The organism is Corynebacterium lipophiloflavum DSM 44291 (assembly GCF_000159635.1).
Classification (GTDB): Bacteria; Actinomycetota; Actinomycetes; order Mycobacteriales; family Mycobacteriaceae; genus Corynebacterium; species Corynebacterium lipophiloflavum.
On record NZ_GG667197.1, the window covers coordinates 22,612 to 30,698 of the forward strand.

The following is an 8,087-nucleotide window of genomic DNA, read 5'->3' on the forward strand; positions in this document are numbered from 1 at the left end:
TCACCCCTAATCCTGATGCTCACACAGAGGACTTCGTTGACCTCGATCTAGAGGTATTGGAGTACCAGGAATCGGTAGTAAAAGCGCAGCGAAACTTAAACGATGCAATCCGAGATGACGTGACTTCCTGGACGGTCGCAGCCCACTGTAAATACTTGGTAGAAGCAGTAAGCAAGGTGATCCTGAATCAGAGCGCATCCGAGCGACTTAAGAACCTGGAGAAGCCCTATTTGGACACTCTCACCAAGGAAGTTTCGGAGTATCTAGGGCTTAAGGAAGGTAGGAACTCTTCCCCAGCCATGAAAGATTTTGCCGCTGGACTGCAAAAACTGGCTAAGGGGTTGGCTGAGGTGCGAAACCGAACAGATGATAATCACCCCCAGATCGACTTCGATCCTCCAACCGCCAGAGAAGTGAGATTGAGCCTGGATGTAACACATGCATGGTGCCGATTCGTACTTGCTGAATATCGCGCGAAGTTGGAAGAACCGCCATTCTGATACCCCGCCGTTCGGTCGTGGCACACAGCCATAAGAAACACCTACTAGGTCGCGCACTCGTCAACCTAGTAGGTGCTCGGACGAAATCGGTTCCGCCTGGCTACTTGTCCACTCCCTAGTAATGCTCGACCGCGTACATCACCACGCCCTGATACAGCGCACCATCGACCGGCAGAGCCATGTCTACGAACTGCTTGCGCACGACCTCGAACACGTTGGAATCGCCACGCTCTACCAGAGCATCATCAAGCAATCGCGCCCAATTCTCTTCAACCGGACTGCTACCCGCGTGCATGAGCATCACGTCAAGAAGTTCTTGAGTACGGCGCTCAACCGGCGACTCTTCTGGAGACTCCACAGGCTTCGCCACCACCTGCTCAGACGGTTGCGCGGTCCCACGCGCCTTGTCCTCCATAGCAGCCACTGCTAGGCGTGACATTGCAGCGGTAAGGATGCTCAGCGCGTCCTCACCTCCAAGGATCAGATTCGTGAACTGCTCGTGCTCTGCGTTGCTTCCGAGCACAGCGGTGAGCACCTTGTCACGCAGTTTCGGAGACTTAGCGAGCGCATCTTGCGGGTTCTTCGTTGCCAGCACCTCGACCTCGTGGTCATTCGCCAGCGCCTCCCAGACAGCGTGAACCATGCGAGTATTCGCGGAGTTCGACATGTCGATACCAGCAGCAGAGAAAAGATCGTTAACTTCCTCGACCGCCTGGCGGAATGCCCCTTGCAACGGGTCAGCAGCCCCACCCGTAGACACACGCCCATCGAAACCGGGAACTGGTAGCGAGACCTGCGCGTCTTCGATGTTGAGTTCGAGTGTGCGACCCTTTTCAACATCCCCAGTGACGGCAGTCTTCACCACGTCCACGCCGGTGACGTAATCCTCATCTCGCGCCTTCTTGCCGAGCTTCAGGTTACGCACGAGCAGGTCAGCGAAGATCGCACGCTTGTGCAGCCTAATGTCCTGGAAGTCGATGAACTGGCTCAAGAAATCCCAAGCGTGGACGTACTTCTCCAGGTTCGCGCGGAAGTCGGTCGCTACCGCTTCGTTGTCCTTGTCGCCGGAAACTAGCGCGCCGGTGTAGAAGTCGGCCCAGCGAGTGACAATCGGGTCGATACCGACGCGGATCAGAGAGTCTTTCTTCTTCACGTCCAGGTCTGGGTCCAAGACCACGTTCGCGAGAGACTCCATCTCTTCCGTGTCGTAGAACTGGGAGGTATCCAGCACACGCGCGAGGTCAGTCAGCACGTCCGGGTCAATATCGGTATCGATGGACGCTTGCGAGTAGTAAGGCTGGAAGGCGTGCAGGATCGTCTCGGGATCATTAATGAAATCGACCACAAACGTCTTCGTCTTGTTCTTCGACGGCATTGTCCTGTTCAGGCGGGACAGCGTTTGCACCGCCATAACGCCGGACAGTGGCTTGTCCACGTACATGGCGGATAAGCGTGGCTCATCGAAGCCGGTCTGGTATTTATTAGCCACGATCAGGAACTTGTAGGTGGCACCGTCGAACATCTTGGTCGTGTCCATTCGGCGCTTCCCCTCGGGCGCGTTCTCATTGTTGAGTGACGATTCAGTGACGATCTCTTCTACGTCATCATCCTTGGACACGTCCAGGGAGCCGGAGAAGGCGACGAGTGCTTCCATGCCCCGGTACTTCGGGTTGGACTCGATCACGTCTTGGACGGCTCTGAACCAGGTGTACGCGCTCATGCGGTCATCACAGACCACCATTGCTTTTGCAGTCGTACCTAGTAGGTTGCGCACGTTGTTGTGGAAGTGTTCGACTGCGACTTCAGCCTTGGAGTGGATCGTCTTCTCGTGGGAGCGCACAAACTTCTTTAGCGCCGATTTCGCCTCACCTAAGATGACTTCATCTTCGCGCCCGAGTTGGTCTTCAATCTTGGCGTAGAGGTTGAGCGAGATGTAGTTCTGGAGCACGTCCAAGATGAAGTTCTCATCGATTGCTTGTGCCATCGAGTAGAGATCGAACGCGATCCGCTTGTCCGGGTTGTTGGGGTTTGGTTCTCCGAAAACGGCGAGCGTCTTAGCCTTCGGGGTGGCTGTCAGAGCCACGATGGTGACGTTGGAAGAACGCGCGACAGCGGAGTCTCTTTGCTGCTGGAGCCGGTCTTTTTCCGCGCGGGTGAGTGTGGTTGGCGCGGGCGGGGTGGGTGTTTCATTTTGGGACACGTCCACCTCGGGCGCGTCCTCTGCACCTTCTATGTCCGCAGCAGCGCGAGACGCTGCTTCTGCGATCTCATCCGGCGTGTCCGAAAGTGTCTCCAAAAGCGTGCGGGAAGCCTTGCCGTGCTGGGACGAGTGGGCTTCATCGATGATGACGAGCCAGCGACGGTTACGCAGTTTCGGGGAGCGGTCAATCGTCTGTGCGAGCGCCGGGAAGGTTTGCAGCGTACAAGACAGAATGCGCTTGCCCTGGGTCAGATAGTGGTTGAGTTTCTCCGACTTGGACGTGTCATCGTTCGTGATGTTGATGACCATGCCTTCAGAAGCCTGAAGGAGGGAGAGTCCATCAGCCACGTTCTTGTCCAGCACTGTGCGGTCGGTCACGACGATCACGCAGTCAAACAACTTCGTGCCGTCCTCGTGGATCATCTTGTTCGCACGGTGCGCCATCCACGCAATCGTCTTGGTCTTGCCCGATCCGGCTGAGTGCTGGATGAGGTAACGTTTTCCCGTGCCGTTGTCCACGATATCGCTGGTGACTCGCTCGACAGAGCGCAGTTGGTGGAAACGCGGGAAGATCAGTCGCCCCTCGTTGCCTTTCGTGGAAGGCTCCCAGAGCGCGTAATCCTTCAGGATTCTAAGGAGCAGATCGGGAGAGCACACCCACTCCCAGAGATAGGAAACGTTATAGCCATTCGGGTTGTCGGGGTTGCCCGCGCGTCCGGCTTCTGTCCCCTGGTTGAACGGGAGGAAAACAGTATCCGTCCCGTTGAGTTCCGTGGTCATCATGACCTCACGGGAGGACACAGCGAAGTGGACTAGGACGCGCCCAGGATTGAGCAGCGGGCGATTGGTCTTGTGGGGTTTGCGGTCGTGCTTGTATTGCAAGACAGCATCTTCGACAGACTGCGTGTTGTCCGTCTTGAGTTCCATCGTGACTACGGGAATCCCGTTGACGAGCAGCACAATGTCGATCTCACCCCCGCCACCTTTTTCGAAGTGGACTTGTTGGAGCACGCGTAGACGGTTGTCTTTCGCCTTGTCGATTACATCCGTTTTCGCCGTGTCGTACGGGAAAAATCCCGCCATGTCCGGGAAGTTGACCGTGCCAAGATCAGTTTGGGTAAACGAGAAGCCATCTCGCAGAGTCCCTAGAAGCCCGCCGTTTACCTTCCTGGTGATGCCGTCCAGGATTGGTGTGAGGTCAAGTTCCTTGGTCAGGCGGTTGAGCAGTCTGCGTTCACGAGATTGGCGTTCTACGTCGTTGGCTGTTGGCGGAATCGCTCGCTCATATTGCTCGGGGTATTGGGTTTTCAGCCAATATAGGACGTCTTCGGGAAAGAGTCCGAGTTCGGGGTCAAACCCCTTGTCATTGTCACCCTCGTTCCAAATCCAGCCTTGGGAATTGAGAGATCGGCAGATGGTCAGTTCCATTGCCTCTTCGAGTATTGGGTTCACCATGATTAGACCTCTTTTCGCCCGGTAACGACTTCGGTAATCAGCGCGTTCTTTCGCGCTTTAAGGTTCTCGATAAGGCGCGTGGATTCCTCGATGAGAGCGTCCATCTTGGCGGTCTCTCGGTCGAGTTCGTCCGCGATCTGGCCCTGTTTACCAATTTCCATAACCGGGATTCTGATGCGCGGTATATCACCCATTGCGATATTGCGCTGAGTATTAAAAGTGGAGAGATCGTTGATTTGTCTTTGACTAAAAGGAGATTTCAAGACCAACGTTAACCAGCGGGGATCGATTGAAGCATTCGGTCGAATGATCGCTAGAGGGGACCAGATATTGAACTCTCTCTTGGTTTTAACAAGAGCGATTTTCCCAGTCGATGCAGCCTTTCCCATGAGAATATCTCCCGTTCTAGGTTTGGCTTTCTTGGCAAAACGCTCATGGTCTTCTTGCGAGATGAACCGGCATCCAGCGAAAGTCAGTTCGCCGTTCTGGATTCCATCTACAGATAAAAACGGAACTCCTTCTTCGATAAACTCAGGAGTTTCGTGCGGACCGTCGGTGATCGGCTCGGCAAGGAAGAGTCCGAGTGGGGCTAAGCATAATTCTGGATCTGACTTATAGATAATATTGTCGATCAGCATCAGTTTGCGATTAGACAAATCGTTTACCAGCCTCTCAAACTCTTCGATCAGCGCGTCCATCTCGCTGATTTCCTTATCGAGATAGTCAGCGATACGGCGCTGGGTTTCTAGGGGAGGTAGAGGTATAGGAATCTGCTGAAGATCGACGGTATTAACCATCTGAGAATTCGGTCGAACGCCGTTTCCCAGACTTCGATAGGTTTCTACGTAGGGGGCGCTTCTAAGCAAGTAATGAGCAAATTGCGGGTGGATCGAGTCGCTGATGTTGTATGCACGATATGCAGGACTGATGTAACCCGCTAACTGGGATACTCCTAGACCACCGTGGTCTAGCCACATCAGGTTCACCGCTAATTGTCCGGGGCGTACAACTCGATAGTGCGATACATCTTCGCTTGCTTTCTGCCCCTTCTCCCGTGTGTTTAGTTCTACACCGCGAAATTCGGAAACTGACAGCAATGGACCAATCGGGGAATTACCGTTCAACTCATTACTTGGCGAAAAAAGCATCCCGAAACTTGCACGCCCCCAGTTTTGCGGGAAATCAGGAACAAACGGATACTTATTTTTCATCAGAACGCACCTCCCCGAACATGGCGTAGATACGATCCAGAGAGCCAGCGATATCCGCGTCCAACTCTTCCAAGGAGCGGGACTCTTCTGGCTTGTAGAACAGGCGCGTCAACGGCAGTTCCGTTCCCACCTTCGCCAAAGACTCGTCCCACTGCATATCCGGGACGAACGGGAGCACTTCACGTTCCATGTGCTCAGACACGTCCTCTAGGTACGGAACGCGCTCGATCACCTTGGAAGCAGCATCCACAACCGGGTTCCCCTTCTCATCGAAAGATGCGGGCGCGTTCTCATCCTCGACAGCGAGCGCAGCCATGATGTGCTTGAGAAGTGGTGCGCCCGTCTTCACCCCGTGCGCCTTCGCTGAAGCCTTCAGAGCCTTCGGGAGATCGTTGTAATCTCGTCCCTTCATCTCCCTGATGACTTCCTCATGCTCCGGGAATGCTGACTTGTGGCTTAAGGCTTGTGCAACCGTCTCATCAGTCACACTCACTGCGTAGTGTGCCACCTTAAACATTGGTACGTCTCGGTAGGTGAGATCGTCAGCAGTGACTATGATCGAGCGCTCTGTCTCTTCGAAGTCCTTGTAGATCTTCGTGATCTCGCGGATGTTATCTTCCGTGAATTCGACGCGCTTTTGTCCCATGTTCTTACGCATGGGAGCGCAAATTTCTGTCGCGTCGATGAACTGAATCCTCCCGCGCCTACGAGGTTCCTTGTTCTGGTCCAGAATCCAGATGTAGGTAGCAATTCCCGTGTTGTAGAACATGTCGTTCGGCAGCGCGATAATCGCATCCAGGACTTCGGTGCCACCTTGTGCGCCGATCAAGTATTTACGGATGCTGTCGGGACCACTCTCGGCATCACCCGTGAACAGTGGTGAGCCGTTCGTTACGACAGCAGCACGCCCGCCCTTAGTGTCGCCACTTGCAGGAGCGAGTTTGTGCGCAATGTGCATCAAAAACAGCATCTGCCCGTCACTCACAGCGGGAAGCCCCTCGGAGAAGCGGGGGTCTCCACCTTCCTGAAGTGCCTTTACCTCATTCTGGAACGCCTTCCAGGATGAGCCGTATGGCGGGTTCGCCATGATGTAGTCGAAGGTGTCGTTCGCGTACTGGTCGTTGGTCAGGGAGTTGCCGAACTTGAGCACTTCGGGGTCTTTAAAGCCCTGCATGAGCAGGTCGGACTTACCCATTGCGAAGGAGGATTCCTTCAACTCCTGTCCTGCCACCACAACCTCGATGCCGGGGTTGATAGCGCGGAGCGCGTCACGAGCAGCGATCAACATGCCACACGTACCAGCAGTGGGGTCGTAGACCGAGCGAATAATCCCATCTTCTTCCAGTTCCGTGTCATCAGAGGTGAACAGGATGGAAGTCATCAGGCGAATCGCATCACGCGGGGTGTAAAATTCACCGGCATCTTTTGCCTTGCGAGCGAACGAGCGGTACATCAGGTTCTCGAAAATGTCACCCATCGTCTGATCTTGGAGTGCTTCATCAGACATGTCGATGGATGCGAAGTGGTTGACCACGTTCCAGAGTTGGTTATTGCGATCTAGGAAGTCAATCAACTTGTCGAATTCGAAGGCATCCCAGATCTCCAGGATGTTCGGGGAGAACGTGTTGAGGTACTGCTTGAGTCCTGGCTTGAGCGCATCGTCGGAGGTCGCGAGACGTTCAAGCGACAGTTCAGAGGTGTTCCAGAAGCGGAGTTTGAACATGCTCTCGATCTTGAGCGCGACGATTGCGGGGTCTGTTCCTTTCACGTTTTCGCGGTGAACGAGATCGAGCACGTCTTTTTTCGTGGACTCTAAGCGTCCTTCAAGACGGCGTAGCACGGTGAACGGAATGATGTAGTCACCGTAGTTTTCAGCCGGGACGATAAGACGCAAGTAATCGTCTGCGGTCTGCCAGATAGCAGCGTTCAGGCGGTTGACCTTGGCGGTCTGCTTCGGCGTAATCGAATCGAGAATTTCTGAAGTATCGGTCATTTCCTAATTCCTTATTTATTGAGTCATTTCTTGCTAACCTCCTGATTCTCTCATAGTCGCGCCCGTCTTCGTCAGAACGTGATAGTAGGTGTTTCGCGCAGGTCAGGGTGCGTTTCAGAATGGCACGAGAGTGGGGTTTAGGGGCGTGCGCGGTCGTGGGTTCGAGATCGGGAGTGAATGAGTTCGTCCGGTGAATCCGAAAGCATCCGCTGATACCTACTATGTCGAACACATGTTCTTGACTAGGGATGAAACGTGCGATACCGTACCGCTTGGTCTATTTGAAAGGATAACGTTTGACAGACCAGCAAGAATTAAACACAACGGCTCGAAACGAGCGTGGAGAACTCGGCGTGGTGCGCTTGTCCTGGGACCAATCTGGGGTGGTGTTCCCAACTCCGTACCCCTCATCGAACTTCTTGCCCGAGATTCAAAAGCAGTTAGAGGGACATGATTGGACGCATCTACCCGCAGAAGTATCCGTTGGCAATAACCCGGATCAGACATGGACGATCTTCCTCCCTCCCAGCGTGGACTTATCCACCTGGATCGAGAACGAGAAGAAGGCGTATTGGGTGGATTTTCTCATCTACATGGTGAGTGAGTACCTCGACGGTGAAGAGGAAACCTACCGCGCGAACATCGCTTGGTTAGAGGAAGCGCGTTACAAGGGGGCGTAGGGGTTGGCGCGCCCGCGCTCTGCGAGCCATTTTGACTCACCCCTACCC

At 54.3% G+C, this 8,087-nt stretch carries 5 protein-coding genes; 2 read left to right on the forward strand and 3 right to left on the reverse strand.

What is annotated here, in order from left to right; genetic code table 11:
• A partial coding sequence (locus tag HMPREF0298_RS11930) for an abortive infection family protein (protein ID WP_169304985.1) occupies positions 1-500 on the forward strand: 500 nt, incomplete at its 5' end.
• Between the two features lie 115 nt (positions 501-615).
• Here the strand turns inward: HMPREF0298_RS11930 and HMPREF0298_RS10470 are convergent.
• Genes HMPREF0298_RS10470 through HMPREF0298_RS10480 form a run of 3 tightly spaced genes read right to left on the reverse strand, consistent with a single transcriptional unit; the run spans position 616 to position 7,359 of the window.
• Positions 616-4,128 carry a type I restriction endonuclease gene (locus tag HMPREF0298_RS10470; RefSeq protein WP_211205441.1) on the reverse strand — a complete coding sequence of 1,171 codons (3,513 nt, stop codon included), beginning with the start codon at positions 4,126-4,128 and terminating at the stop codon, positions 616-618.
• Between the two features lie 29 nt (positions 4,129-4,157).
• Complete coding sequence (locus tag HMPREF0298_RS10475) at positions 4,158-5,366, reverse strand: restriction endonuclease subunit S (protein ID WP_083789570.1); 1,209 nt, start codon at positions 5,364-5,366, stop codon at positions 4,158-4,160.
• Positions 5,356-7,359: a type I restriction-modification system subunit M gene (locus tag HMPREF0298_RS10480; RefSeq protein WP_006841164.1), complete on the reverse strand. Its 2,004-nt coding sequence runs from the start codon at positions 7,357-7,359 to the stop codon at positions 5,356-5,358. The genes HMPREF0298_RS10475 and HMPREF0298_RS10480 overlap by 11 nt, the downstream gene beginning before the upstream one ends.
• Positions 7,360-7,655: 296 nt before the next feature.
• On the opposite strand from HMPREF0298_RS10480, the gene HMPREF0298_RS10485 reads away from it, so the two are divergent.
• Positions 7,656-8,039, forward strand: a complete 384-nt coding sequence (locus tag HMPREF0298_RS10485; RefSeq protein ID WP_157464473.1) for a hypothetical protein — start codon at positions 7,656-7,658, stop codon at positions 8,037-8,039.
• Positions 8,040-8,087: the final 48 nt, after the last annotated feature.

What these genes read in the sequence shown, in the direction of transcription:
- HMPREF0298_RS10470 (WP_211205441.1), bottom strand. Translation starts at nt 4,128, where the DNA reads ATGGAACTGACCATCTGCCGATCTCTCAATTCCCAAGGCTGGATTTGG.
- HMPREF0298_RS10475 (WP_083789570.1), bottom strand. Translation starts at nt 5,366, where the DNA reads ATGAAAAATAAGTATCCGTTTGTTCCTGATTTCCCGCAAAACTGGGGG.
- HMPREF0298_RS10480 (WP_006841164.1), bottom strand. Translation starts at nt 7,359, where the DNA reads ATGACCGATACTTCAGAAATTCTCGATTCGATTACGCCGAAGCAGACC.